Source organism: Mycobacterium lentiflavum (genome assembly GCF_022374895.2).
In the GTDB taxonomy this organism is placed as follows: domain Bacteria; phylum Actinomycetota; class Actinomycetes; order Mycobacteriales; family Mycobacteriaceae; genus Mycobacterium; species Mycobacterium lentiflavum.
The window spans coordinates 5,653,829-5,679,430 of the sequence record NZ_CP092423.2; the positions used below are offsets into that span (position 1 = coordinate 5,653,829).

Annotated in this window: 23 protein-coding genes and 2 pseudogenes; 10 read left to right on the forward strand and 15 right to left on the reverse strand. The window is 65.5% G+C overall.

Going from position 1 to position 25,602, the window contains the following annotated elements:
* Nucleotides 1-10: 10 nt before the first annotated feature.
* Nucleotides 11-1,090 (forward strand): DUF2330 domain-containing protein, encoded by a 1,080-nt coding sequence (locus MJO58_RS26295; protein ID WP_239721454.1) that lies wholly within the window; start codon nt 11-13, stop codon nt 1,088-1,090.
* Here the strand turns inward: MJO58_RS26295 and MJO58_RS26300 are convergent.
* From MJO58_RS26300 to MJO58_RS26320, 5 genes are all read right to left on the reverse strand, one after another.
* The gene (locus tag MJO58_RS26300) at nt 1,074-1,559 is read right to left on the reverse strand and encodes an NUDIX hydrolase (protein ID WP_239721455.1); all 486 of its coding nucleotides are present in this window, start codon (nt 1,557-1,559) and stop codon (nt 1,074-1,076) included. The genes MJO58_RS26295 and MJO58_RS26300 overlap by 17 nt on opposite strands.
* A 5-nt stretch (nt 1,560-1,564) precedes the next feature.
* Nucleotides 1,565-2,920: a WS/DGAT/MGAT family O-acyltransferase gene (locus MJO58_RS26305; protein ID WP_090607737.1), complete on the reverse strand. Its 1,356-nt coding sequence runs from the start codon at nt 2,918-2,920 to the stop codon at nt 1,565-1,567.
* A gap of 109 nt (nt 2,921-3,029) precedes the next feature.
* Nucleotides 3,030-4,832 (reverse strand): AMP-dependent synthetase/ligase, encoded by a 1,803-nt coding sequence (locus MJO58_RS26310; RefSeq protein ID WP_239721456.1) that lies wholly within the window; start codon nt 4,830-4,832, stop codon nt 3,030-3,032.
* A 135-nt stretch (nt 4,833-4,967) separates the two neighbouring features.
* On the reverse strand, nt 4,968-5,351 hold the full coding sequence (locus tag MJO58_RS26315; protein ID WP_239721457.1) for a DUF1330 domain-containing protein: 384 nt from the start codon (nt 5,349-5,351) through the stop codon (nt 4,968-4,970).
* A gap of 173 nt (nt 5,352-5,524) precedes the next feature.
* On the reverse strand, nt 5,525-6,388 hold the full coding sequence (locus tag MJO58_RS26320) for an SDR family NAD(P)-dependent oxidoreductase (protein ID WP_090607742.1): 864 nt from the start codon (nt 6,386-6,388) through the stop codon (nt 5,525-5,527).
* A gap of 106 nt (nt 6,389-6,494) precedes the next feature.
* On the opposite strand from MJO58_RS26320, the gene MJO58_RS26325 reads away from it, so the two are divergent.
* The 5 genes and pseudogenes from MJO58_RS26325 to MJO58_RS26345 all read left to right on the forward strand — a co-directional run.
* A complete protein-coding gene (locus MJO58_RS26325) occupies nt 6,495-7,577 on the forward strand; it encodes an NAD(P)H-dependent amine dehydrogenase family protein (protein WP_090607744.1) in 1,083 nt (360 codons plus the stop codon).
* Nucleotides 7,574-8,080 carry a VOC family protein gene (locus tag MJO58_RS26330; RefSeq protein WP_090607746.1) on the forward strand — a complete coding sequence of 169 codons (507 nt, stop codon included), beginning with the start codon at nt 7,574-7,576 and terminating at the stop codon, nt 8,078-8,080. The genes MJO58_RS26325 and MJO58_RS26330 overlap by 4 nt, the downstream gene beginning before the upstream one ends.
* Nucleotides 8,077-8,850: an SDR family NAD(P)-dependent oxidoreductase gene (locus MJO58_RS26335; protein WP_239721458.1), complete on the forward strand. Its 774-nt coding sequence runs from the start codon at nt 8,077-8,079 to the stop codon at nt 8,848-8,850. Before MJO58_RS26330 ends, MJO58_RS26335 begins: the two co-directional genes overlap by 4 nt.
* Nucleotides 8,847-9,458 carry a TetR/AcrR family transcriptional regulator gene (locus tag MJO58_RS26340; protein WP_090607750.1) on the forward strand — a complete coding sequence of 204 codons (612 nt, stop codon included), beginning with the start codon at nt 8,847-8,849 and terminating at the stop codon, nt 9,456-9,458. Before MJO58_RS26335 ends, MJO58_RS26340 begins: the two co-directional genes overlap by 4 nt.
* Nucleotides 9,439-9,540, forward strand: a pseudogene (locus tag MJO58_RS26345) (glyoxalase/bleomycin resistance/dioxygenase family protein); the annotation flags it as partial. The gene MJO58_RS26340 and the pseudogene MJO58_RS26345, both read left to right, overlap by 20 nt.
* A gap of 53 nt (nt 9,541-9,593) precedes the next feature.
* On the opposite strand, the pseudogene MJO58_RS26350 reads toward MJO58_RS26345, so the two are convergent.
* Nucleotides 9,594-9,716, reverse strand: a pseudogene (locus tag MJO58_RS26350) (carboxymuconolactone decarboxylase family protein); the annotation flags it as partial.
* A 209-nt stretch (nt 9,717-9,925) separates the two neighbouring features.
* On the opposite strand from MJO58_RS26350, the gene MJO58_RS26355 reads away from it, so the two are divergent.
* A complete protein-coding gene (locus MJO58_RS26355; protein ID WP_090607752.1) occupies nt 9,926-10,594 on the forward strand; it encodes a hypothetical protein in 669 nt (222 codons plus the stop codon).
* 752 nt (nt 10,595-11,346) lie between these two features.
* Here MJO58_RS26355 and MJO58_RS26360 read toward each other — a convergent pair.
* From MJO58_RS26360 to MJO58_RS26395, 8 genes are all read right to left on the reverse strand, one after another.
* Nucleotides 11,347-12,141, reverse strand: coding sequence for a bestrophin-like domain (locus tag MJO58_RS26360; protein ID WP_239721459.1), 795 nt, complete (start codon nt 12,139-12,141; stop codon nt 11,347-11,349).
* A 171-nt stretch (nt 12,142-12,312) separates the two neighbouring features.
* Entirely contained in the window at nt 12,313-13,680 is a 1,368-nt protein-coding gene (locus MJO58_RS26365; protein WP_239721460.1) for an FAD-binding oxidoreductase, read from the reverse strand.
* A 191-nt stretch (nt 13,681-13,871) separates the two neighbouring features.
* Nucleotides 13,872-14,525: a class I SAM-dependent methyltransferase gene (locus tag MJO58_RS26370; RefSeq protein WP_090607758.1), complete on the reverse strand. Its 654-nt coding sequence runs from the start codon at nt 14,523-14,525 to the stop codon at nt 13,872-13,874.
* A 124-nt stretch (nt 14,526-14,649) separates the two neighbouring features.
* Nucleotides 14,650-15,339: a type 1 glutamine amidotransferase domain-containing protein gene (locus MJO58_RS26375; protein ID WP_175364550.1), complete on the reverse strand. Its 690-nt coding sequence runs from the start codon at nt 15,337-15,339 to the stop codon at nt 14,650-14,652.
* A gap of 82 nt (nt 15,340-15,421) precedes the next feature.
* Entirely contained in the window at nt 15,422-15,577 is a 156-nt protein-coding gene (locus MJO58_RS26380; protein ID WP_090607761.1) for a hypothetical protein, read from the reverse strand.
* Between the two features lie 72 nt (nt 15,578-15,649).
* Nucleotides 15,650-16,582 carry an HpcH/HpaI aldolase/citrate lyase family protein gene (locus MJO58_RS26385; protein WP_239721461.1) on the reverse strand — a complete coding sequence of 311 codons (933 nt, stop codon included), beginning with the start codon at nt 16,580-16,582 and terminating at the stop codon, nt 15,650-15,652.
* Nucleotides 16,583-16,595: 13 nt separating this feature from the next.
* Nucleotides 16,596-17,780, reverse strand: coding sequence for a CaiB/BaiF CoA transferase family protein (locus MJO58_RS26390; protein ID WP_239723457.1), 1,185 nt, complete (start codon nt 17,778-17,780; stop codon nt 16,596-16,598).
* On the reverse strand, nt 17,773-19,158 hold the full coding sequence (locus tag MJO58_RS26395; RefSeq protein WP_239721462.1) for an LLM class flavin-dependent oxidoreductase: 1,386 nt from the start codon (nt 19,156-19,158) through the stop codon (nt 17,773-17,775). The genes MJO58_RS26390 and MJO58_RS26395 overlap by 8 nt, the downstream gene beginning before the upstream one ends.
* Nucleotides 19,159-19,225: 67 nt before the next feature.
* Here MJO58_RS26395 and MJO58_RS26400 point away from each other — a divergent pair, with 67 nt between their 5' ends.
* The 3 genes from MJO58_RS26400 to MJO58_RS26410 all read left to right on the forward strand — a co-directional run bounded on the left by MJO58_RS26400 (nt 19,226) and on the right by MJO58_RS26410 (nt 25,203).
* A complete protein-coding gene (locus tag MJO58_RS26400) occupies nt 19,226-19,885 on the forward strand; it encodes a GntR family transcriptional regulator (protein ID WP_239721463.1) in 660 nt (219 codons plus the stop codon).
* A gap of 69 nt (nt 19,886-19,954) precedes the next feature.
* Nucleotides 19,955-23,884 (forward strand): Pls/PosA family non-ribosomal peptide synthetase, encoded by a 3,930-nt coding sequence (locus MJO58_RS26405; RefSeq protein WP_239721464.1) that lies wholly within the window; start codon nt 19,955-19,957, stop codon nt 23,882-23,884.
* Nucleotides 23,881-25,203 (forward strand): M1 family metallopeptidase, encoded by a 1,323-nt coding sequence (locus MJO58_RS26410; RefSeq protein WP_239721465.1) that lies wholly within the window; start codon nt 23,881-23,883, stop codon nt 25,201-25,203. The genes MJO58_RS26405 and MJO58_RS26410 overlap by 4 nt, the downstream gene beginning before the upstream one ends.
* 17 nt (nt 25,204-25,220) lie before the next feature.
* On the opposite strand, the gene MJO58_RS26415 is transcribed toward MJO58_RS26410, so the two are convergent.
* Nucleotides 25,221-25,487 carry a hypothetical protein gene (locus MJO58_RS26415; protein WP_239721466.1) on the reverse strand — a complete coding sequence of 89 codons (267 nt, stop codon included), beginning with the start codon at nt 25,485-25,487 and terminating at the stop codon, nt 25,221-25,223.
* Between the last annotated feature and the right edge of the window lie 115 nt (nt 25,488-25,602).

Sequence of the window (25,602 nt, forward strand, 5' to 3'; positions counted from 1 at the left end):
CATGTGCGCCATGAGGATGCCCCGCACTTGCGGGTTGGGTCTGGTCGCGATTCTGCTGGCTACCCTGGTCAATGTGGCCATGGCGGCTCCTGGCTACGCGTGCGCGTGCGGCGCAATCGTCCCTCCCGTCGGCGGCCAAGCCGCCATGGACCACGAAGTCGCGCTGTTACATTGGAACGGATCCAGCGAAACCATCGTGATGCAGCTGGCCCTGAATGCCGACACGAACAACGTCGCGCTGGTGGTGCCCACGCCGACCCCGGCGACCGTCACCGAGGGCGACAAGGCGACCTTTGCCGAGTTGGATACCCTCACCGCCCCCCGCGTGCAGCAGCGCCGGCACTGGGTCCTGGGCGGGGTGGGGGCCAGCGCGCCCGCGCCACTCGAGGCCGCGGCCCCCCGCGGACCGACGGTCGTCAACCAGGTCCATCTCGGGCCGCTGGAGGCCACCACGCTGGCCGGCGGTGACCTGAGCGGATTGCAAAAGTGGTTGGACGACAACGGTTATGCCGTCCGCCCGGCGGTGTCGGACGCCCTGGGTCCGTATGTACGTGACGGCTGGTCGTTCGTCGCGATCCGGCTGACCAGTTCGGAGCCCATCGTTGGTGGACTCAACCCGGTGCGGATGACCTTCCCGTCGACGAAATTGGTCTATCCCATGCGACTGTCGGTCGCGGCCGCAGGACCCCAACAAGTCACGGTCTTCACGCTGTCCGATCATCGACAGCAGCGCACCGACGCCGATGCCGCACCGGCGGGCGGCCAGACGGTGCAAGTCCAATTCGCGGGCAATGTCGCGGCCGAGGTACGTAACCCGCTGCTGCGCGAATTGGCTGCCGACCACGGCGGCTATCTCACCAAGCTTCAGGTGAATATCCCTAAGCCCGAACAGATCTCGTCGGATTTCACGTTCGCCAACTCGGTCAACGATGACGCCTACCGGCAGGTGATTTACGTCGACCGCAACACGGTCATCCCGATCGAGCTGATCGTATTTGTGGTGTTCGTGTTCGGTGTGGTCGCGATCGCGGTGCCGGTCGTCTTCTTCGCCGTGCGCCGGCGCCGGCGGCGCGCTAACAACCCTCGGTGAGGCCGGTCAGCTCCGGGTGTGCCATCAACAAGTCGAGAAAAGGCCGTTGTCCCTTAAGCAATTTGACGCGTGCCTGTGCCACCGGGAACCACCCGACCCGATCGACTTCGGGGAACTCGCGCATGTTGCCCGAGCCCTTGGGCCACTCCATTTCGAAGGTGTTGCTGCGCGTGTCGGCGATGTCGAGGTCGGCCCGGACGGCGAAGGCGGTCACCACCTTGCCGCTGGGTTGCTTCAGCGCACCGAGGTCGAGGCGCCCTCCGGCCGGCACCGATAGTCCGAGCTCCTCGGAAAACTCACGCTGCGCCGCGGCCCAGGGATCCCCGCCGTCGTAGTACTCGCCTTTCGGAATCGACCACGCCGCATCATCTTTGCGGGCCCAAAACGGACCACCCGGGTGCGCGATCAGGACTTCCGCCACATCGTCGCGGGTCCGGTACAACAGCACTCCCGCACTGAGTTTCGGCAACGGGCTCAGACTCCGGCGGCGCGTTCCAGGTCTTTCAGCGACTCTTCCAGATGCGCGAGCAGCCGCTGCAGGTGCGGGACGCTACGCCGGCACCCGACCAGCCCGAAATCGAGCTTGTCGGCATTGCTGACCAGGGTGATGTTCAACGCCTGGCCGTCGAGAATCGCAGACAGCGGATAGCTGCCGTCCAGGCGGGCGCCGCCGTAGTAAAGCTGCTCACGGGGTCCCGGCACATTGGAGATGATGATGTTGAAGGGCGGTGACGTCGAATTCACCCATCCGGGAACCGCCGACATCGCCAGCGCACTCATGTTCACCGCGGAAAGCGCCAACGCCTGTGTCCGCGGCAGCTGAGAGAACACCGTCTTGTTCTTGTACATCGACTCGCTGATGGTCTCCAGCCGCTTGGCGGGATCCTCGATGTCGGTGGCCAGGTTGCACAGGATGGCCCCGACCAGGTTTCCGCCGGCGTCGGCCTCGTCCTCTCGGCGCAGACTCACCGGGACCATCGCCAAGAGCGGTGTTTCCGGCAGTGCGTCCTGCTCGAGCAAGTAGTAACGCAACGCACCCGAACACATCGCCAGGACGACGTCATTGAGCGTCACCCCCGCCGCGTTCTTGACGTTCTTGATGCGGTCCACCGACCATGACTGCGCGGCGCACCGGCGGGCGCCGCCGATGTTGACGTTGAGCATCGTGCGCGGGGCGCCGAACGGAAGCGTGAGTTGCTGTTCGAACAGTGCGGCACGGACCAGTGACACCGTCGACGGGCCAAGTGCCGCAAGCGATCCCGCCGCATGCATCAACGAACTCATTCGCGACGTCGGCGTGGACTTGCGCTTGGGTTTAGGTAGGCTCCAGGGCGCCCGAATCTCGGTGTCCTCGGGGTCGGCGGACAGTGCGCGTTGCATCAGCTTCAGCGCCGAGACGCCGTCGATCAGCGAGTGGTGCATCTTGGTGTAGATCGCGAACCGGCCGTCCTTGAGTCCCTCGATCACGTACGCCTCCCACAGCGGACGGTGGCGATCGAGCAGGGCGCTGTGCAGCAGCGAGGTCAGCTCGAGCAGATCGCGAACCCGCCCCGGCGAGGGCAGCGCAGAGCGCCGGACGTGATAGTCGATATCGAGGTCCTTGTCGTAGGACCAGCCGAGGTTGGCGATGCCCCCCAAGAAGGTCGCCGGACGCTTGAGAAAGGTGGGCTGGAAGTCACGCTGAACCACCAGGCTGTCGTAGAACTCCCGCACAAACTCCGGGCCGGCGCCGCCCGGGGGTTCGTACAGCTGCAGACCACCGACGTGCATGGGGTGTTCCCGGGATTCGCCCAGCAGAAAGACCCCGTCGGTGGGGTTCATCAATTCCATCACCCAATTAGACCGCGATCGAGGTGCGAAGCGAAGGCGCAATCCTGCGCAGCCATGTCGGCGCATCGTCGCTTCTGGGGTGGAATGGACGCCGACCGAACGCCTCGGCTCACCCCTTTGCGTACATCGCCTCGATCTCGTTGGCGAACCGCATCCTGACGATGTTTCGTTTGACCTTCAGCGTGGGCGTCAGTTCACCAGTGAGCACGGTGAAGTCGACCGGCAAGATCCGGAATTTGCGGATCGATTCGGCATGCGACACCGCGCGATTGGCTTGTTCGACCGCCTCGCCGATCTCGCCGACCAGATCGGGGTCGTCGGCCAGATCTCCGACGGAGGCGGTCGCACCCTTGCCGTGGTGCTGCTTCCACACCTCGAATCCCTCCGGGTCGATCGCGATGAGCGCCGCCACGAAGGGCCTGTTGTCGCCGACCACCATCGCCTGACTGATCAGCGGGTGCGCCCGCAGCTGATCTTCGAGGACGGCCGGGGCGACGTTCTTGCCGCCCGCGGTGACGATGATTTCCTTTTTGCGGCCGATGATCGACAAGTAACCGTCGTCGTCCATCGTGCCGAGATCGCCGGTGTGGAACCACCCGTTGATGATCGCCTCTTGGGTCGCCTTCTCATTGTGCCAATACCCGCTGAAAACGACGCCACCACGCACCAACACTTCTTTGTCGTTGGCGATCGCCATGCTGTTGCCGGGCAACAGCTTTCCCACCGTGCCGAGACGCTCTTCGCCGATCAGGTTCACCGTGATCGCGGCGCTGGTCTCGGTGAGACCATAGCCCTCGTAGATGGTCAGGCCGGCGCCCCGGTAGAAGTGGCACAACCGCTTGCCCAGCGGGGCCCCACCGGAAACCGCGGCGTGGCAGTCGCCGCCCAGCGCAGTGCGCAATTTGCGGTAGACCAGCCGATCGAACAGGGCATGCCTGGCCCGCACCAGCGGCCCCGGGCCGCCGGCGTCTAAGGCCATACTCCACTCGATCGCCGTCCGTGCGGCCGCTTCGAAAACCCCGCGCCTCCCGCTGTCGTGGGCCTTCAATTCGGCCGTGTTGTAGACCTTTTCGAAGACACGGGGTACTGACACGACGACAGTGGGCTTGAAGGCGGCCAAGGTCGGAATCAGGTTTTTGATGTCGCCGGTGTAGCCGATGGTGACTTTCGCGGCGAAGGCCGACATGGACAATGCGCGGGCCAGTACATGGGCCAGCGGCAGGAAGACCAGCAGCCGTTGCCCCTTGCACAGTAGCGTCGGGAAATACATTGCCGCACCGCGTGTCTCGTAAAGCAAATTGGAGTGCGTCAACTGGCAGCCCTTAGGCCGGCCCGTCGTACCCGAGGTATAGATCAGCGTCGCGGGATCCGCGGCCCGCAATGCCGTCAGCCGCTTGTTGAGTTCGTCCACGCCGACCGATTTCCCGGACGTGGCGAGCTCCTCGAGCGCAGATGGTCCGCCCGTCTCGAGGTGCAGGATCTTGCGCAGTGCAGGCAGCTCGGTGCTCAGTTCCTTGACCAGTTGGCCGTGCGCATCGCTTTGGGTTATCACCAACACCGCACCCGAATCCTCCAGCACCCAGCGGACCTGCTCGGCCGATGAGGTGTCGTAGATGGGGACGGTGACCGCTCCCACCGAGAGGATCGCGTAGTCGAGAATTACCCACTCGTAGCAGGTGGCCGCCAAAATCGCCACGCGGTCCCCGGCGTTCACCCCCTCGGCGATCAGACCGAGCGCGGTTTCCCGGATCTGCTGAGCGGCTTGGGCGCAGGTCACATCCCGCCACACGTCGTTGACAAGGCGCTGAAAGATCACATGGTCGGGGTCGTCCCGCTCATGCGCATACACACTGGCGACGATGCTGTCGCGCTCGTCGACGCTGAAGTTCGCGGGAACGCTGAATTCACGCATGATCAGACGACCCAGTGGGTAACCATGAGACCCACCTCCTGGCTGTAGCTATTCCTGGCCCGACGCTAACCGCACTAACCGCACCCTTCTAGTGGCCATAGGTCCCGGCCTCAAGGGCCCATTGGACTCATCGGGTCAGCTTTCGTCGATCGACCACATCGAGGTAGCGACAAGGTCTCCGCGGTCCAGCGCGGCGGCGCGATGTTCGTGGACCTTGAGGTAGTCCTGATTCGTCACCATGTCGATGAAGGCCTGCGGCGACGGATATTCAACGACGAGAATCGCATCCCACCAAGGCTTTTCACCCTCACCGATCACTACCGAAGGCGATCCTCCCAGGTAGCGGACGACCGCACCGACGCGTTCGAGGTGCGGTGTGACCTCGCGCCCGTATTGCGCGTAGCGCTCCAGGCCGCCCTCGGCCTTGAACTTCAGGAGGTTGATCATCACCACCGGCGCGTCAGTCGGCCGCGCGGCGAGCGCCGCGAATTGCTCGGGGGTGGGTTGCAGTCCGCTCATGAGAATCTCCTGCCGTGGTGCGTTCACATCCGACGAAAGTACCGCGACTCCGTCACCGCCGGCCAAACGTCACCGACACCATTGCGGGTGCCGGCCGTCGGGTGCGCGGCGTGGGCGGGTCCGGTCGGCGTGTCGTCGCCCTGGACGCCCTGGACGCCCTGGACGCCCAATGCTTACAGCAGATCGGTGATCGTCTTCAGGCCCGCCTCGTAGAGCACGCCCGGCATCATGCCGCCGTCGCACTCGATGGTGGTGCCGTTGACGAAGTCGGCCTGGCCGCCGGCGAGGAAAACACAAACGCGCCCGACCTCTTCGGGCTCGCCGGCGCGGCGCATCGGGACGGCGGCGAAATACTTCTCTCCGGTCGGATCGTCCTTGGGCAACACGAACGAGCGGAAGTTCTCGGTCATCGTGGGACCCAGGGCCACACAGTTGACGCGCACCTTCGGCCCCCATTCCTCGGCCAATGATCGGGTGAGGTGGTTGAGGCCACTCTTGGCCGCGCCGTAGGAGACCAGGGTGGGCGAGCCGGCCGGGTGCCCGGCGCCGCTGGAGATGTTGATGATGCAGCCGACGCCGTCCTGGTTCGCCATCTGCCGGTAGGCGCGGATGGCGAACCAGAGCGGGCTGATCAGGTTCATCTGCACCGCGAACGCATGGAACAGCGCGGTGCGTTGGTACTCGTCGTCGCTCGGCGGTGCGCCCTGAATCCGTTGCACGAGTTCGGGAATGCTCTCCACATGCGGCGCAGGGACGGTGCCGCCGGCGTTGTTGACGAGGATGTCGACCCGACCGTGAGTGGCGACCACGTCGGCGACGAAGGAATCGATCGAGCCGCAGTCGCCCTGATCGCAGACACGCTGCGAGGCGCGCGGCGCCCACTCGGAGTCGGCGTCGACACCTGGGATGGTGTCCAACGGCCCGCGCGAACAGCCGACGACGGTGGCGCCGGCGCGCAGCAGTTCATGGGCGATGCCGACACCCACGCCCCGGCTGGTTCCGGTGACGATCGCGATCTTGCCCTCGAGGACGCTCATGAACAGACCTTCCTACCCGGAGCAATCATTGACAGTGACTGCCAGCGGGTCATACTGTGCCAGTTCTGTCGTTGGCATGTAAAGGCGTGCAATCGAAAGGACACCGATGAGTAGTTCGGCCAAGCTTCGCGTCATTCAATGGGCAACCGGCGGCGTCGGCAAGGCTGCCATCGCCTGCGTGCTCAACCACCCGCGGCTCGAACTGGCCGGCTGTTGGGTACACAGCGCGGAGAAAAACGGCGTCGACGTCGGCCGGATCATCGGAACCGGGGACCTTGGCGTCACGGCCACGTCGAGCATCGACGAGATTCTGGCGATGGACGCCGACTGCGTCATGTACAGCCCGCTGGTGCCCAACGACGACGAGGTCATCGCCATCCTGCGGTCCGGCAAGAACGTGGTCACCCCGGTTGGCTGGGTTTACCCCGATCCGGGCAACAAGCGTCACCAGGCCGTCGCCGATGCCGCAGTGGAAAGTGGTGTGACCCTGCATGGTTCGGGGATCCACCCAGGCGGCATTACCGAGCGGTTCCCGCTGATGATCTCGTCGCTGTCTTCCGCGGTCACCCACGTCCGCGCCGAGGAGTTCTCCGACATCCGCACCTACAACGCACCGGATGTGGTGCGCCACATCATGGGTTTCGGCGGTACTCCCGAAGAGGCCATGGAAGGACCCATGGCCAGCCTGCTCGACGCCGGATTCAAGCAGTCGGTGCGAATGATTGCCGACCACATGGGGTTTCGCATCGATCCGAGCATCAGGACCATCCAGGACGTGGCGGTGGCGACCGCTGAAATCGACTACGCCCCCTTCCCGATCACCACGGGCACGGTGGCCGCGCGCCGGTTCCGTTGGCAGGCCCTCGTCGACGGCGAGCCCGTCATCACGGCCGCGGTCAACTGGCTGATGGGTGAGGAAAACCTCGACCCGGCATGGGATTTCGGTGGGATCGGCGAGCGCTTCGAAGTAGAGATCACCGGCGACCCAGACGTGAAACTCACTTTCAAGGGCCTGCAACCGGAGACGATCGAAGAGGGGTTGATCAAGAATCCGGGCGTGGTGGTCACCGCCAACCATTGCATCAACGCCATCCCGGACGTCTGCATGGCGGAGCCGGGTATCAAGACCTACCTGGATCTGCCACTGTTCGCCGGGCGTCCGGCGCCCAATCTCGCGAAGCCATCGTGACCGGCGAAAGCGTGCTCGACGACGTGTCGTTCTGCCACCTCGTCGTCGGCGTCACCGACATGGACCGCGCGCTGGCGTTCTACCAGGGTGTGCTCGGGATGGAGATCGTCTTCGAATCCCTGATATCCGGAGAGCCTTTCGACGCGGTGCTGCACGCTAACCGTAAACAGGAAGGCCGAGTGGTCGGCGGCTTGCTGGGCGGGTTGATGATCGAGCTGCTGTCCCTGGGCGGCGAGCCGGCCCCGAATCGCACCACTCGCCGTGGCATCACCGGCATCCTCAACGTGTCGTTGTCGGTGACCGATCTTGACGACACCCACCGACGCGTCGTCAATGCCGGCTACTCGCCCGATCAGGAGCCCTTCGAGATCGGCGGAGTCCGAATGTTTTTCGTGAAAGACCCGGATGGCACGCCGGTGGAATTCATCGAACTGCCCGACGGGGTGCGTAGCACCTACGAAATGCACCGCGGCGTGCGGCTGCAGATGGGACCCGTTGCATGAGTTACACCCATCCCGATTCGATGCGCGGCCACGTCGCGATAATCACCGGCGCGGCTCAAGGCGTGGGCAAAGGGACCGCGACGGCACTGCTGGAACGCGGCGCATCGGTGGTACTGGCCGACATACAGGCCGACGCCCTGGAAACAACGACCAACGAGCTCAAGGAATTGGGGCCGGTCGCGAGCGTGGTCGCAGATCTGCGCGACCCGGCCAGCGCGCAGCGGATCACTGCGGCCGCGGTCGACGCCTTCGGCACCGTGCACGGGCTGGTCAACAATGCCATTGCCACCAACGAGCCCAAGGCATTCGTCGACATAACCCTCGAGGACTTCGCGCTCGGCCATGACGTCGGCCCCCGGGCGACCTTCCTGCTCATGCAGGCGGTGCACCCGTTGATGGTCAAGGCCGGCGGCGGTTCGATCGTCAACCTCGGCTCGGGAACGGGAACCGGCGGCGAACCCAAGTGGGGCGGTTATGCCGCCGCCAAGGAAGGCATCCGCGGCTTGTCCAAGGTCGCAGCGCTGGAATGGGGACGCGACAACATCCGCGTGAACGTCATCTGCCCGTTCGCCGAGTCCGACGGCGTCAAGTTCTGGAAGTCGTTTGCCCCCAAGGAATATGACAAGGCCGTGGGGCGTGTTCCGATGAAGCGCATCGGCGACGTCCGCACCGACGTGGGAGCGCTGGTGGCGTTCCTGCTCGGTACTGACGCCACGTTCATCACCGGTCAGACCATTCACGTCGACGGTGGGATCGGCTGCTTCCGGTGACCGGCGAGTCGCTACGTGATCGCCAGCGGGCTCAGATCCGCGCCGATATCCGGCGCGCGGCGTTCCGGCTGTTTGTCGAACGCGGATACGACGCGGTAACCACCGAGGAGATCGCCACTGCCGCAGGCGTGTCACCGCGAACCTTCTTCCGGCATGTGCCGACCAAAGAGGAGCTGCTGCTGGCGCCGGTGCGCCACGGCGGGGCCGCGATCGTCAATCACCTGGAAAAGCGTCCGGCCACCGAGGCGCCGGACGTCGCATTGATCAATGCCATCATCACGCGGACCCAGTCGTTCGACCAAGCCGACTGCGAGGAGTGGCGCGCAGCCCTACTGGTTGCGCCCGGTCTGCTCGACAAGGCAACGATCCACACTCCCGCTGACAAGGAGCGGGCGATGAAGCTCGTCGCCGAACGCATGGGCACCGACCCCGAAATCGATATGCGCCCCGGGCTGCTGATCCAACTCGCCTTCGGTGCGGCCGATTTCGCGTTCCAGCAGTGGGTACTGCGGTCGGCCAACCGGCAGCCGCTGGACCGCTACGTGATCGAGGCTCTTGAGGCGATCAAGAGCAGCTATTGGAAGCGGGGTCACCGGCCCCAACGGTGAGCGGTGGGAGGTCTACACCGTCTTAGCCGACTCGGACACCTTCGGTCCCGGAACCGACGAAGCCTGCTGCACGGCGTCATAGCGCCTACCGCGACTCACAGTTCCTCATCTTCTATGCCAAAGGCGGTGACCGCCATCGCCGGCGCCCTTGGGGTTGGCCCGCTCGGCGGGGATCAGCGCGGCGATCGCGCGTCGGCTGCGCTCGTCCCATTCGTCGGCCGGCAGCGGGCTCAGCCGCGGCGGGTGTTGGTCGGTCACGTGCGCACGACCGTCCGGGACGATGAGCCCATCCAGTAGGAGCCCGGCGGGTGGGACCGACGAAACAGCCCGAAATAATGCACGGCGAGACGACAAACACTCGTGGACTATGGCCCAGTCAGGCAGACTGAGCCCGTGGTAATGAGCACGTCCGTGCACACTCGGAGAAGCGTGTCAGCGCGAGCGCCGGGAATACCGGCGGTAGTGCCGTGAGTTGGGAGACCTTGCTCACGACCACCCTCGTCCCGGTCGTGTCCGTTTTGTCAACTGCGACGGTGGCGGTCTGGACGAAGCGGATCGACGCCAAAACCAAGCGCGAGGACCGAGACCACGCGCTGGTGCTCGACTACGAAAAGCGGGCCGGGGACGACAAGAAGGCCGTGCTGAAGCGTCTCATCTCCGCAACTCTTCACCTCAAGCGCGGGGCAGAACCACTCGCGGGCACCGAAGTCACTGAAGAAAGCGTCAGCCGGAGGCGGGCGGCGGCCACCAGGGAGTTGTACGAATTCCGCGCACGGCTGGGCCTCGACGACGGAGTTGCCGAGTTGATGATCTACGCCGCCGAACCGGTTCGTGACCTTGCCGAATTGATCCTCGACGAATGGGACCGCCAATTCCGCGAACATGGCTACTCACTGACGCAACTGGATGCGTGCAAGGAGCAACTCCAATCCGCCGTCGACGTTCCTCAACATAGCGATGAGGCGATGATTGAACGGAAGCGAAAATGGTCTGAGCTGAAGGACGAAGAAGCTTCGTTTCTCAAGCAACTCGGCGACGAGTCGGCCCTTGACGTCGACGCGCTGGTGGAGCTATGCAACCGCTTGTTGAAAGCCGCCCACACGGACCTCCGCGGTGGCTACGGCATACCAACGTGACGGATGGCGCACCGGTCGTCGACGCAACGCGGGCGCCACCAAAGCGCTCGGTGGTGCGGTGCCCGCTGTCCTAGCAGTTCAAGGGCGGGGGCTGGTCACGCGGGATCGTGTCACGGTTACACAGGCCTGATTCTCCGCGCGGTGCAGGCGGGCGCAGGGTCGCGGTGATCGTCGGGGTTGGGCCCGGCGTGTTTGGCGGTGCGGGGTCTGCAGTGGCCATTGCCGCGGTCAATCCCGTAGCAGCCATCCCCAACCCGCCGGCGAGAGCGGCTCTGGCGGCGAATTTTTTCAGTTTGGGCGCAGCGGTGCGGTCGACGTGATGAGTGGTGGTCATGAAGTTTCCTTTTTGGTCGCCGCCCGGGGTGGGCCGCCCTCCAGGTGGGACCTCCCCCGCGAGTCGGACAGTTTTTCTACGACTGTTTCCGAAGACCGCTCAGGGCGGAGCCGGAGTTCCCGGCAGTGGGGGTGCGCCTACACCTAGGTAGAGACTATTCGACAGGCCGGGGCTGTGTTCCGCTTTACGTGGAATTTGAGGTGGCGTTCACGCTATCGAGCCTGGCAAGTGCAGGCCCAGGCAATCGGAGATGCCTGCGCAACCATCAACGCCATTGCACGCCAACGCCGGAAGGCGCTGCCGCCGTGGCTTTCAAACCATTGTGAGAGTGCATAATTCGGGGATGCATTACGAAAAATGTTGATAAGTTTTGTATTTGACTTACTCGACCGAAGTAACGCCCTGTCAACCTGCCCGGCTACGCCGAGGGGGCCGACAGGGACTGGATAACCGCACCCAGTGACTCCGGGGTCGTTGCAGTGTCGCCGATGTACGGGTGGGCAAGCTCCACGACGAGGAACAGGTCGGTGGCCAGCAGCACGCCCACGGTGGCGACCAACGCGTAGTGAACGGTGGGTTTCTCGACGCCGTAAACCAAAGCGCCGCCGAGGACTAGCCCGCTGGTCAGGAAGAAGACTGTCCACATCGACCAGGGCAGGCCGTTATCAGTACGGGCCCGGAGCGTCCGTTCGGTACGTGCCTGACTGATCTTGTGAAGGGAATCGAAAGAGGTCGCGAGGTAAGTCTTTTGGGTATCGGTACGTGGCTGAACTTGGTCGTATGCGGACCGGAGATGCTGCAGCGCTTGGCCGGCCGCAGGGTAGGTGTGACCGTGTGCGACCAGCGGCCACTCAATTACCGCCGCGCGTTCATAGTCCAACAGCGCCCCGCGGATTCGGTCCCTGTCACCCTTGTCGAACGCGTTGAGATCGTCGGCCATCTGTACCGCGGTTGCGCCCTCGACGCGCATGTCGTCATCGGCGGCATTGTCCTGACCCCACAGCGCGGTAACGATGAAACCGGTGAAGAACGCGTACACGAAGCCGACCAACATGAAGGCGAACTGTGTCACCTCGCTGCGCTCGTCCCCCCTGACCCCGGGGAACCGGCGCCGGACATACTTCAGGGCGAGCACTGCCCCGCCTGCGATGAGGACGTTGAGTCCCAGTAGTAGCAACCACGACGGGACGTTGCTCACGATCCAACCACTCACAAGCCACACTCCTTCCACGCATCGCGCCGTAAACCCCAGTCCTGATGTTCGCGCTGCGGGGCCGCGGCATTGCTAGAGCTGATCACGGGACAATCCTTCTGGTACTCCGCCGAAACGATGAATAGGTCGCCGTCCCCGCACTGGCGGCCTCATCGCCTCTCAGTACTTGGGTCATCGTGTCGCCGGTGGAATGCTCTGTTCGTAACGAAACATGTTGCCGGGGTCGTACTTTGACTTGACCGCCCGCAGCCGGTCGAGGTTGTCGCCCCAGTAGGCCGTGGCCCAGTCAGCCATGCCCGCGTTCGGCACGTTCACGTAGGCTCCGGCCACGTAAGGCTGTAAAGATTCGCTGAACTCCGCGATCCAGGCAAGTGCTCGCGCGGTCAGCTGTTCATCGGCGGCGGGTCCACCGCGAACGCCCCAGCCGACACCGGGTTCGGCGTAGAACAATGCGTCGCGATGGGCGAACACCGAGCCGCCGGCGGGCTCGCTGGTCATGACGGCTCCGCCGAAGGCGTTGGTGAAGTAATTGCAATCCGGCGACGGGGCTTTGTCCATGAACCGACTGATTAGCTCAATCGCGGCGGCCGGAAATGGTCGAATGATGAACTGCGAAGTGAACTTCCAGTTCGCGGGCTCCTCCGGAGTGGGTATCTGGAAATCGGCGTAGGTATCGGCCCACGGTGCGGTTGTAGTGGTTATGCGAGGGTTTCCGACCGTCAGGATGGGCGCTAGCAGCTCGGTCGCCTCGGTGCCCGACCCTGCGCAGAGAGCCGCTATCAACTGGATTTCGCCGCAATGGATCTCAAGTTGGCTAGTGAGGCGGCTGTCGGTGTTCGGTGCCGAGTGTTGCCAGGCGTCGAAGACTTCAGGTAGGTCGCTGAGCCCTGCCCAGGTCGCTACCACGTAGGTGACGTGTGATAGCGGGTGGACCTGGTACGTCAATGAGGTGACAACGCCGAAGTTGCCGTTGCCGGCGCCGCGCAGAGCCCACATGAGGTCCGGGTGGGAGGTGTCATCGACGGTGATCGCCTTGGCCCCGTTGCCCTTGTCCGTCACGACGATCTCGACCGCCATCAGGTTGTCGCTTGCCATGCCCAGGCTGCGGGTGAGCAGGCCGAAGCCGCCACCGAGGGTCGCGCCGACCAGGCCGACCGTCCCTTCCGTGCCGGTCGGTGCCGCGAGTCCGTGAGCGCCGAGCGCGGTCACCGCCTCCAGTTGAAGAAGCCCTGCCCCAACTGTCGCACGACCTGAGACCGCGTCGATCTGGGCCGACTTAAGCCCGCTGACATCGATGACCAGGCCGCCGTCGACAGCCGACCAGCCCTCTAGGCAGTGGCCCCCGCTACGCGCTCGAACGGCGACATCGTTGTGTTGTGCCCACTCAAGGGCGTTGACGACATCTGTTGTGTTGCTGCAGAAAACGATGGCTTTGGGGTAGCGGGAGTAAAGATGGTTCCATCCGGTACGCGCCACCTCGTACCGGGGATCGCCGGCACCTACAACGTCACCGGTGAGCCGGCTGGCGGATGCGGTCATGTCTGTCACCTCGGCAGTGCTCTGTCATGCAGTCCCTCGCCTCGGTGGCCGTGGCACAAACTGTACGGCTCTTACGGTCTCTCCGTAGGAGATTTGCACATGCGCAGACACGTATTGGTATCTCATTAGTGACGGCCCAACTGATCCCAGGTGGGTGTGGAGATGGTCCCGTGCCGTGAGCATCCCGAGGCTCAGGTTCGGATGGCGACCAGGGACTTGATCAGTCCCGCGAATCGTTCGAACCAGATGTCCGAGGACGGGAACAACCCGCGCATCTGTGAGATGCCGACCAGTTCGATCTCGTCGACCTGTTCTCGGGCTTCCTCGCGGGTGTGCGTGCGAATGTGGCCGCGGTTCCACCGCAGCGACACCTGGATGCGCGCCTCGTAGGGCAGCCACTGCATGCCCGGGAATAACCAATGCGGCTCGATCGGAAAGTAGCGGTAGGGAGTCTGGATCCAGTGCCGGTCGCCGAGCGCGTGGACGTAGTCCGCGAGACGCTGGCGCTGTACATGCCCACCGACGTGCTCGAGCAGTGAGTTGGAAAACACCAGGTCGAAATGATCATTCGTCACCGAACTCGGAAGATCACACGCGTTGGCCTGAATCGCGGTCACGCCGGGAGTCTGCGCTTGCGCGGGCATCAGGTTCACCGTGGTGACGGCGCAGGGTTGCACCGGCGCGAGCTGCCAAGACTCGGGAGTCCCGCCCAGGTCCAGCACTCTCATTTCGGAGAATTCCGGGAAGCAGGTGACCAGGTGCTGCCAGCGACGGCCGCGTGCCCGCCCGGACAGCGACCGCTCGGAATTGACATCTGTCGCGAAGTCGCGCAGCCAGTTCGACATCCGCCGCTCTCATTCCTCGAGGCCGGCCCAAAGGCCAACATGTCACCCGAAAGTCCCGGAAGGAAACGTACCGTATCGGGGCACTGGACCTCAGCGGATGATGAATTTGCTTGGCGTTACTGGCTTAAAGCACTTCGAGCAGCTTTTCGGCGAGCGGTCCGGCCGAGGCGGGGTTTTGCCCGGTGTAGAGATTGCGGTCCGTCACCGTGAAAGGCTTCCACATTTCGCCTTTGACGAAGTCGATGCCCGCCTTCACGAGTTCGTCCTCGACCGTCCACGGCGCCTTCTCGCGGAGTCCGACACCATCCTCTTCGTCGTTGGTAAAGGCCGTGACCCGGTAGCCCGCGAAGGGCGTGGTGCCATCGCGACGGGTCGCCAGGATTGCCGCGGGTGCGTGGCAGACGATCGCCAACGGCTTTCCTGAGGCAAGCGCCGAGATGAGCAGCCGGCCGGAATCCGCGTCGCGCCATAGGTCTTCCATCGGGCCGTGGCCGCCTGGGTAGTAGATGGCGTCGTAATCGTCCAGGCGGGCGTTGGCGAGTTGGATTGGGGCACGCAACTGTTCGGCGGAACGCAGGATTCCTTCCAGCTTTTCGGCGATCTCGACGCTGCCGGCCATCGACGGGCGCAGGCTCATCACGTCCACGTACGGCACCGTGCCGCCGGGCGTGGCCACCACGATCTGGTGGCCAGCCCGGCTGAGCGCGTCGTACGGGGCCGCGAACTCCTCGGCCCAATACCCGGTCGGATGTCGGGTGCCGTCCGTCAGCGTCCAGTAGCTCGATGCGGTGACGACGAACAGAACCTTTGCCATCAGACGGTCACTTCCCTTGTCAGAGCAGCACCACACCTGGGTATTGGGTGCGGGTCCTGCCGGCAATCAAGCGAAGATAACCCTAGAACCAGACTTTGCGGCCAGCAACCGGGCGTCCGACCGCCCCCAGGATCCACAGGACGACACCGATCAGCACCAGGATGCCACCGATGGTTTCGAGGATCGGAATGGCCGCGAAATAGCCGATGACAACGAGGATGATGCCCAAGACAATCACGTCGTGCCCCTTTCTATTGGGCGTCAGTCGAATTGATCACTGACACGACTACCCCGCCGCGTTCGCGTTCAATCAGATGTGCGCCGATTCGTTGCCTTGCCGCGCTTTGACCAGCGCGGCGCGCGCCAGCGTCTGCTGGGCCTGCTTGACGTGGGCGGCGTCGACCAGCACCCCGTTGACTCCGACCGCGCCACGGCCCTCGGCCTCGGCCTCCCGGTAGGCGGCCACATTGGCTTCGGCTCGCGCGATCTCGTCGGCGGTCGGCGCGTAAACACCATTGGCGATGGGCACCTGGTCGGGATGGATGGCCCACTTGCCGGTGTAGCCGAGCAGCGACGAGCGCCTCGCATCACGCTCGTATCCGGACAGGTCCCGGTAGTCGGGATACGGCGCGTCGATCGCATCGATGCCGGCGATGCGGGCAGCGACGATTACCTTGTTACGCGCATAGGCCCAGAATTCGCCGGGGTATTCGCCGAGCGGAACAAAGTTGGTGTCTACCCGCGCACCCTGCGACAGCGAGAAGTCACCGACCCCGAAGATCAGGGCATCCAGGCGGGGACTGGCCGCGGCGATCTCCTCGGCATTAGCGAGGCCCTCCACTTCCTCGATCAGAACCTCGAGCCGAATTCGGTTGCTCAGGCCAAGTTTCGACTCCAACTGAGTCAGCAGGACGTCCACCCACCAGACATCGCGAGCGGTGCGGGCTTTCGGGACGATGATCGTGTCCAGGTTCTCGCCCGCCTGGGTGACGACGTCGATCACATCGTCGTGGCACCACCGAGTGTCCAGGCCGTTGATCCGAATGGCGCGAGCGGTGCGCCCCCAGTCGATATCATTGAGCGCCGCAATAACTTTGGCACGCGACTGGACTTTGGCGCCAACGGGGGTCGCGTCCTCTAGATCGAGGAACACCAAATCCGCCCCACACCGGGCGCCCTTCTCGAACATGTTGTCGTTGCACGCGGGCACCGCGAGTTCGGAACGACGGAGAAGATCAGTCATTGATTTCCTTCTGTCACAACACGCCGCGGGTGCGCAGTTCGTCAATCTCGTTGGGAGTCAAGCCGAGTAGCTCGCCGTACACTTCGTTGTTGTGTTCACCGAGGCTGGGCCCGAGATGGCCCACCGTTGCGGACGCCGACGAGAAGCGCGGAACCGGGGCCTGCACCGTCATCGCCCCGAGCTGTTCGTCGTCGATCGAGATGAACACCTCACGATGGGCCAGCTGCTCGTCGGCGACCAGATCGCGGATGTCGTAGACCGGGGCCGCGGCGACCTCGTGAGCTTCGAAAGTCTGCATCGCTTCCGAAAGAGTCTTGGTGGCAACCCAATTCGCGACCACCGTGTCGACCTCGCGGGCCCGGGCCAGCCGCCGCTGCGGGTCGGAGAAGTCGGGATCGGACAGCAGGTCGTCTCGCCCGATCGCACGAAACACCCGTAACGCCAGGGCCGGTGAACTCCCGGACATGGCCAGCCAACGCCCGTCGGCGGTTTGGTAGGTGTTGCGCGGGGCCGAGATATCCCAGCGGTTGCCGGCACGTTCGGGCACCAGGCCCAATTGGTCGTAACCGAGCAGCGTCTGCTCCAGCAGGCGCGCCAGCGGGTCGATCAGGTTGACATCGATCAGCTGCCCCAGCGCACCATGCACGTCGCGGTGATACAACGCCATCATGACCGCGTAGGTGGCGTTCAACGAGGCGACGCCGTCGGCCAACATGAACGGCGGCAGCGTGGGCGGTCCGCCAGCCTGTCCGGTGATGTGCGCGAATCCGCTCATCGCCTCGCCGAGCGTGCCGAAACCCGGGCGCTCACTCTTCGGTCCGGTCAACCCGTACCCGGTGATGTGCAGCATCACGATCCGGTCGTTGACCACGCGCAGGTTCTCGTAGTCCAGGCCCCACTTACGCAACGTCTGCGGCCGGGTGTTGAAGATGGCGACGTCGGCATGCTCGACCAGCCGGCGCACCATCGCCTGACCCTCGGCACACCGCAGATCCAGGGTGATCGCTCGCTTGTTGCGCGATAAGGACTTCCACATCAGCCCGACGTCCTCGCGCTGATTGCCCCATCCGCGGATCGGATCGCCATGCCGCGGGTCTTCGACCTTGATCACATCGGCGCCGAATTCGCCCAGGTATGTCGCAACCAGCGGGGCGGCCGCCAACGTCGCGAGATCGAGCACTCGCACACCCTCAAGCATTCGCACCGGCGCCCACCCTGCTATTCGAAGGCCGTTGCAGCCCCAGGTGTCCGCGCAGTGTCGAGGACTCGTATTCGGTCCGGAACAGACCGCGTCGCTGCAGCTCCGGAACTACCATCCGCACAACGTCTTCGAATGCGCCGGGCAGATGCGTTGCGGCCAGGACGAAGCCGTCGCACGCCCCGCTTTCGAACCAGTCCGCCATCTGATCGGCGACCTGCTCGCCGGTGCCGACGAAGCGCGGTCCCTGCAGCAGCGTCGCACGATGACCGGCCAGATCGCGGACGGTCACCGGGCGCCCGCCGCCCTCAGAAGAAATGTGGGAGCGCAGGTTCTGAACCAGTCCGCGAATTCCGGAGGACGACGCGATCAACTCGTCGGTGACGGGATCGTCCAGATTGTGTTGCGCGAAGTCATAATTCATCAACTCCGACAACAGTGTCAGCGATGCCATGGGATGCACCAGTTCGTCGAGGAACAGAGCTTCGCGCTCCGTGGCGTGGGCCTCGGACTCGCCCACCACAGCGTAGGCCATCGGGCAGATCCGTACCGCGGCAGGATTGCGCCCGGCGTCGGCGATGCGCGCTTTCTGGTCGGTGTAGTGGCTGCGTGCGACCTCGATGCCCGGGTCTCCGGTGAAGATCAATTCCGCCCAGCGCGAGGCGAATTCGCGTCCGCGCCCCGATGAGCCGGCCTGGATGATGACCGGTCTCCCCTGCGGGGTGCGCGGCACGGTCAGCGGCCCACGCGACGAGAAGTACTGCCCGACATGCCCAAGCTCGTGCACCTTGCCCGGATCGCCGAAGCGCCCGGACGCCCGGTCGTGCAGAATCGCATCGTCCTCCCAGGTATCCCAGAGCCCGGCCACCACGTCCATGAACTCGTCGGCTCGGTCGTAGCGTTCGTCGTGGCCGAGGTGGGCATCGACGCCGAAGTTCTGCGCCTCGCTGTCGTTGACGGAGGTGACCACGTTCCAGGCGGCCCGGCCGCCGGACAGGTGGTCCAGCGTGGCGAAGGTTCGCGCGACGTGGAACGGCTGGTAGTAGGTCGTCGAGTAGGTCGCGCCCAGCCCGATGCGCGACGTGGCCTGCGCCAGCACGCCGAGCACGATGCTGAGATCCAGCTTGACCGGACGGGCACCGTAAGACACCGCCTCGGCCACCGATCCCCCGAACACCCCCGGCATCGCCAGGCGATCGTCGAAGAACATCAGATCGAAGCAGCCTTCCTCGAGCTGGCGGGCGATCTTTGCGTAGTACGAAGCGTCGAGGTAACCGTGTTCGGTCGCCGGGTGTCGCCACGACCCGGCGTACACCGAGGTGCTGCCCGCCTGCATGAAGGCGACCAGGGTCATGTTGTCGTGTCGTCGATCAGTCATGCGCGAAACATAACATCTGATATTTCAGATATCAAATTTTGGATGTCTGATTTGATACCATTCCGGGATGGCTTCGATCTCGAAGGTCGACATCTCCGGCACCGTGCGCGAACGCGCCGCCCGCGAACTCAGGGACCGCATCCTCACCGGCGCTTTGTCCGCCGGCACGCGAGTCGACCTCGACGCCATCACCGAGGAGTTCGCGACCAGCCGGACCCCGGTCCGCGAGGCGTTGCTGGAACTCTCCTTCGAAGGCCTCGTTCAAATCGCGCCGCGCAGCGGCATCACCGTGATCGGCATCAGCCCCACCGACGTCATAGACAGCTTCACCATCCTCGGCGTTCTCACCGGACAGGCCGCCGCCTGGGCTGCCCAGCGCATCGAACCCGGCGAGCTCGAGATGCTGCGTGAGCTCGCCGCGGACGTGGTCGCGCGCTCCGGGGACGACAGCATCGGCGAAGCCAACTGGCACTTTCACCAGAAAATCCACCGCGCCGCGCACTCCCCGCGGCTGATGACCCAGATCAAACAAGCCGCGCGCGTCGTGCCGAGCAACTTCCTCACCCTGTTTCCCGACCACGAGAAACATTCGCTCGACGAGCACCGGGAGCTGCTCGACGCGCTTGGCGAAAAGGACGTCGAACGGTCCCGCACCATCGCCGAGCGCCATGTGCTGGACGCGGGGCGCTCGCTGGCGGACTGGCTCGAACAGCGGCGCACCGCCTGAGACGCACCCGGCCGTTACACGCCGCGAGCGCTTGCCGGCGCGGCGCCGAGATTTGAGTATTTTCGTGGGGTGCCTTCGACTTCTGGGCCTCCTGTCCCCGCACGAGTCCCAGCGCAGTACACGCTGTCTCCTGCCGCTCCGAGCCCGCGCACGCTGATCGACATCCTGTATGCGACCGCCGCGCGCTACCCGGACGCGCCGGCCATCGACGACGGCGCTGTCCAGCTGACCTACCACGAACTGATCGGCGACATCGAGGCCAGCGTGCAATGGCTGGCCGCCCGCGGTATCGGGCGCGGCGACCGAATCGGGATCCGGATGCCGTCGGGCAGCTACGCCCTGTACGTCGCGATCCTGGCAACGCTGGCCACCGGCGCGGCATACGTGCCCGTCGACGCCGACGATCCCGACGAACGCGCCGAGTTGGTGTTCGGTGAGGCCGGCGTCGTGGGCGTCATCACCGAGGCGGGCCTGCTCCGGGGCGTCGGCCTGTCGCGGGGCTGGCGGGCCACGGCGCCGCTGGCCCGCGACGACGCCTGGATCATCTTCACGTCCGGATCGACCGGCACGCCGAAGGGTGTCGCGGTGACGCACCGCAGCGCCGCCGCGTTCGTCGACGCCGAGGCGCAGATGTTCTTGCAGGACAACCCGATTGGGCCCGGTGATCGGGTACTGGCCGGGCTGTCGGTGGCGTTCGACGCGTCGTGCGAGGAAATGTGGCTGGCCTGGCGCCACGGTGCCTGCCTGGTTCCCGCGCCACGCTCGCTGGTGCGCAGCGGGATGGACCTGGGTCCGTGGCTGGTCACCCGCGACGTGACCGTGGTCTCGACGGTGCCGGCGCTGGCGGCGCTGTGGCCCAGCGAGGCGCTGGAAGCGGTGCGGCTGTTGATCTTTGGCGGTGAGGCCTGCCCGCCGGAGCTGGTCGAGCGACTCGCAGTCGACGGCCGCGAAGTTTGGAACACGTATGGGCCGACTGAGGCAACGGTGGTGGCGTGCGCGGCGAAACTCGGTGGCCCCGGGCCGATCAGCATCGGGCTGCCGCTGCCCGGCTGGGACCTGGCGGTCGTCGACGCCGACTGCCTGCCGGTCGCCTACGGCGACGTCGGCGAGCTAGTCATCGGTGGGGTCGGCCTGGCCCGCTATCTGGACAAGGCCAAGGACGCCGAAAAGTACGCCGCGATGCCGTCGCTGGGCTGGGCGCGCGCCTACCGCAGCGGTGACCTGGTTCGGCTGGAACGCGACGGGTTGTATTTCTGTGGCCGCAGCGACGACCAGGTCAAGGTCGGGGGCCGGCGTATCGAGCTGGGAGAGGTCGACTCGGCATTGGTGCACCTGCCCGGAGTCAGCGGCGCAGCGGCCGCAGTACGCCACACCGCCACCGGCACACCGGTTTTGGTCGGCTATCTCGTCAGCGCGGATCCGGAGTTCGACCTGGGCGAGGCGCGCGCCCGGCTTGCCGCACAGCTGCCTGCCTCGCTGATACCGCGGCTGGTCCGGGTGGCGGAGCTGCCCACCCGCACGTCGGGCAAGGTCGACCGCGACGCGCTGCCGTGGCCACCGCCGGGCGGTGAGTCGGACGAAGCGATCGATCTGGGCGGCACGACAGGCTGGCTGGCCGGGTTGTGGCGCGACTTGCTGGGTGCGGCGGTCGACACCGCCGAAGCGGACTTCTTCGCACTCGGCGGCGGCTCACTGGCTGCCGCGCAACTCGTCGCCGTGCTGCGCGAGCAGTATCGACAGGTGACCGTTGCCGATCTGTACGACCACCCCCGGCTGGGCTCGCTCGCCGGGTTCCTCGACGAACTCGAGGCGCCGCCGGAGGTCGCCGTGCGCGCGGTCTCCCCGACGCCGTGGCTGGCGCGGCTCACGCAAACCGTGCTCGCTGTTCCGCTGGCGACGCTGGCGGCGCTGCCGTGGTTGACGTGGCTGGCGTTGGGCAACAACATCGCTCGCGCCCTGCACGTGGTGCCGTGGACGGTGGCGGTGAATTGGTGGCTGATCGCGGGGGCGTTCGTGCTGTTCGTTACCCCGTTGGGCCGCATGGGCATTGCGGTGCTGTGTGCACGGGCCTTGCTGTCGAAGGTGCGGCCGGGTACCTATCGCCGCGGCGGGTCGGTGCATCTGCGGATCTGGTTCACCGAACGGCTCGCCGAGGCCAGCGGCGCGCACAACCTGTCCGGGGCGCCGTGGCTGGTGTACTACGCACGCGCCCTCGGGGCCGACATCGGCAAGGATGTCGACCTGCACTCACTGCCGCCGGTCACCGGGTTGCTCACCCTTGGTCACCGCAGCGCGGTCGAACCCGAAGTCGACCTGTGCGGTCACTGGATCGACGGGGACGCATTCCACGTCGGCGAGATCACGATCGGTGACGACGCGACGGTCGGCGCCCGCAGTACGTTGCTGCCCGGTGCGGTCGTCGGGAAGAACGCCGACGTGGCACCGGGCGCGGGCGTGCTGGACAAGATCAAGAACGGCCAGTATTGGAAGGGCTCCCCGGCGGTGAAATCCGGCCGGGTCAACCACCCATGGCCGGACGAACGGCCGTCGCCGCGCACGCATTGGGTCGCGATGTACGGCCTGACGTCGATACTGCTGGGGTCGCTACCGCTGGTCGCGGTGGCGAGCGGGCTCGCGGTCATCGGGCTGGCCGTGCGCCCCACCGACCGCCTGTCGCAGGCCGTGGTGCCGGCGCTGTTGTGGACACCGGTCGCGACGCTGACCGCGGTTGCGGTCTACGCGCTGCTGACGGTGCTCGGGGTGCGGGTGTTGTCGCTCGGCCTGCGTGAGGGCTATCACCCGGTGCGTAGCCGCGCCGGCTGGCAGCTGTGGGCCACCGAACGCCTAATGGACGCCGCGCGCAACTATCTGTTCCCGCTGTACGCCAGCCTGCTGACGCCGCTGTGGCTACGGCTGCTGGGCGCGAAAGTCGGTCAGGGCACCGAGATCTCGACGGTATTGCTGACGCCGAAGTTCACCGTGATCGAGGACGGCGCGTTCCTGGCCGACGACACGATGGTCGCGTCGTACGAGTTGGGTGGCGGCTGGATCTACGCGGCGACGACGACGGTCGGCCGGCGCGCGTTCCTCGGAAATTCGGGCATCACCCAGCCCGGTCGCCGTGTTCCCGACGACGGCCTGGTGGCGGTGCTGTCGGCCGCGCCGCCCAAGGCCAAGCGGGGTTCGTCCTGGCTGGGCAGCCCGCCGATGCGGTTGCGCCGTCGTCCCGCCGAAGCCGACGCGACGACCACCTACCACCCGCCGCCGCGATTGAAGGCGATGCGGGCGTTGGTGGAGACGTTCCGGTTGCTGCCGGTGGTCGTGTCGGTGGCGATCGGATTGGCGGTGCTGGGCGGATTACAAGCGCTGACAAGGCTATTCGGCATTTGGTGGGCCGCGCTGGGCTCCGGGCTGGTGTTACTGGCGGCGGGTGCGATCGCCGGTGGCATCACGATCGTGGCGAAATGGCTCCTGGTCGGCCGCATCAAGCCGAGCGAATACCCGCTGTGGTCGTCGTTCGTGTGGCGCAACGAAGTCGCCGATACGTTCGTCGAAACCGTGGCCGCGCCGTGGTTCGCACGGGCGGCCAGCGGCACCCCGGTCCTGACTCTGTGGCTGCGCGCGTTGGGCGCCCGGATCGGGCGGGGCGTCTGGTGTGAATCCTATTGGCTCCCTGAGGCGGATCTCGTCACGCTGGGTGATGGGGCGACCGTAAACCGCGGCTGCGTGGTGCAGACACACTTGTTCCACGACCGGATCATGCGAATGGACCGCGTCGTGCTCGAACCCGGCGCGACGCTGGGTCCGCATTGTGTAGCGCTGCCCGCCGCCCGGCTCGGCGCCGGCGCGACCGTCGGGCCCGCGTCTCTGGTGGTGCGTGGCGACGAGGTGCCGGGATCGACGCGCTGGCAAGGTAATCCGATCAGGCCGTGGAATCCCGGTCGTAAGAAGGCGCGTAAGGCGGCCGGCGGCAGCGGCGCCCAGGACACCGCGGCGTGAAAGCTTCCGCGAAGAAGGCGCCGCCGCCGGATGCGATCGACCAGTACCTGCCGAACAACGGCAACGCCGGGTACCAGGTGTCACGGTACGAGCTGGATCTGGACTACAAGGTCGCGCTGAACCGGCTGTCCGGTTCGGCGACGATCACCGCCGTCACGCTGACCGAATTGCAGCAAGTGACGCTCGACCTGGCAGGCTCGTTGACGGTGTCGAAGGTGTCGGTGAACGGCAAACGCGTTGACCAATTCTCTTGCCGTGGTGGCAAATTGCGCATCCGGCTGCCCTCGAAGCTGCCCACCGGGGCCGCGTTGTCAATCGTGGTGCGATACGGCGGGTCGCCGCGGCCGCTGCGTTCGCTGTGGGGAGCCGTAGGTTTCGAGGAGCTGACCGACGGCGTGCTCGTGGCCGGGCAGCCCAACGGCGCCGCATCGTGGTTCCCCTGTAACGACCACCCCAGCGCCAAAGCCGCGTTTCATCTCCAGGTCAGCACCGAAAGCCGGTACCGGGTGATCGCCAACGGCCAGCTGCTGTCGCGCCGGGCCCGCGCCTCGCGGACCGTATGGACCTATGAGCAGCGCGAGCCGACGTCGACCTACCTGATCACGCTACAGATCGGCGATTACGAAATCCGGCGACTGGCGCGCACGCCGGTGCCGATTCAGGCCGCGCTACCCCAGCGGCTGCGCCGCGACTTCGAGCACGACTTCGCCCGCCAGCCCGAGATGATGACGTTGTTCATCGAGCTGTTCGGACCGTATCCGTTGGCAGCCGGGTACACGGTCGTCGTCACCGACGATCCGCTCGAGATACCCCTTGAAGCTCAAGGTATTTCGATCTTCGGCGCCAACCATTGCGACGGCACGCGATCCAGCGAACGGCTGATCGCCCATGAACTGGCGCACCAATGGTTCGGCAACTCGGTGACCGTGGGGCAATGGCGCGATATCTGGCTACACGAAGGATTCGCGTGCTACGCGGAGTGGTTATGGTCCGAACGCAGCGGCGGACCCAGCGCCGACGACCTCGCGCGGCTGCACCATGCACAGCTGCGAACCAAGCCCCAAGACCTGCTGCTCACGGATCCCGGAGCACGTGACATGTTCGACGACCGCGTATACAAACGCGGCGCACTGGCACTGCACGCGCTGCGTGGGCAGCTGGGCAGCGACAACTTCTTTGCGCTGCTTAAGGATTGGACGTCGCGGCATCGCCACGGCACCGCCGTCACCGACGACTTCACTGGCCTGGCAGCCCGCTACTCCGAGGAGTCGCTGCGGCCGTTGTGGGAGGCGTGGTTGTACTCGACCGCAGTGCCGTGACGATTTAGGGGCGAGGGTCAGCCCCCACCGCCACCGGCGGCTCCACCTCCGGTCCCACCGGCCGGTCCACTACCGGTTCCCCCACTACCCGGCACGTTCTCGCCGCCGGACCCCGTACCCGGTTGCATCGGTGCGGGTGCTGGCTGGCTGGACGACGTCGGCGGCGACGTCGTCGGCGGCGCGCCCACCGGCGTGCCGGCGCCACCACCGCAGGCAACCGCCAGCCCGAGTATCGCTGCACCACCGAGCAGTGCGAGTCCTTTTTTCAGGTAGCCAATCTCCATCGAACACCCCATTCTCACGTCGGACCTACCTGCGGTACCCGTTCTGCAGGCGCTCAATCGACGGAAGTGCCGTGCCAACCAAGACTGCGACGTCAGGTCCGCGAATCAGAACTCA